The sequence below is a fragment of the Paraeggerthella sp. LCP19S3_G8 genome (assembly GCF_052119225.1).
In the GTDB taxonomy this organism is placed as follows: domain Bacteria; phylum Actinomycetota; class Coriobacteriia; order Coriobacteriales; family Eggerthellaceae; genus Paraeggerthella; species Paraeggerthella hominis.
The window spans coordinates 1-484 of record NZ_JBQKFQ010000026.1 but is presented as its reverse complement, the minus strand read 5'-3'; the positions used below and the strand labels follow the sequence as shown (position 1 = coordinate 484).

2 protein-coding genes are annotated in these 484 nt (G+C 41.7%); both read left to right on the top strand.

The window, feature by feature from the left end:
• Positions 1-291 (top strand): hypothetical protein (locus ACTQZK_RS13230; protein WP_441899748.1); only part of this gene is annotated, 291 nt, incomplete at its 5' end.
• Positions 288-484 (top strand): hypothetical protein (locus tag ACTQZK_RS13225; protein WP_441899747.1); only part of this gene is annotated, 197 nt, incomplete at its 3' end. The genes ACTQZK_RS13230 and ACTQZK_RS13225, both read left to right, overlap by 4 nt.

The window sequence follows — 484 nt, the reverse complement described above, 5'->3', positions numbered from 1 at the left end:
AGGCTATACTTAAATATAGACACACTTAATCACGAGGCTTTATACGACCGCATCTCCAGTCTTTTTGATCTACGACTTATATCAGCTTTCTTTGTAACAGCTGGATTTATCAAACTTCTTGGTATCATCCTTAACAGAAACAGACTTCGTATAGCAGGAGTAACCTCTTTAGCAGTTCTTTGGTCTGTTATGGGAGTAACCTATCTGTCTACCCCTAATACGATTGCTATTCTGGCTATTGGATGTGCTTGGACAGCCTATGGAGTTCTCATTCGGGAGGACTTTAAATGAACTTCCAGCACTGGGATGTACTAATCACTGGTGTATTAGCCTTTGTAACTGCTTGGGTAGGCAAAAACTTAGACTTCAAAGGGCTAGTCAGAAAGACTGGGATAGAGAATCGTGACGAGATTTACACTAGCTGGAAAGAGATGTACGAGACTAAGGCAGCTGACCACAACGAGCTTAAAGCTGAGTACAACTC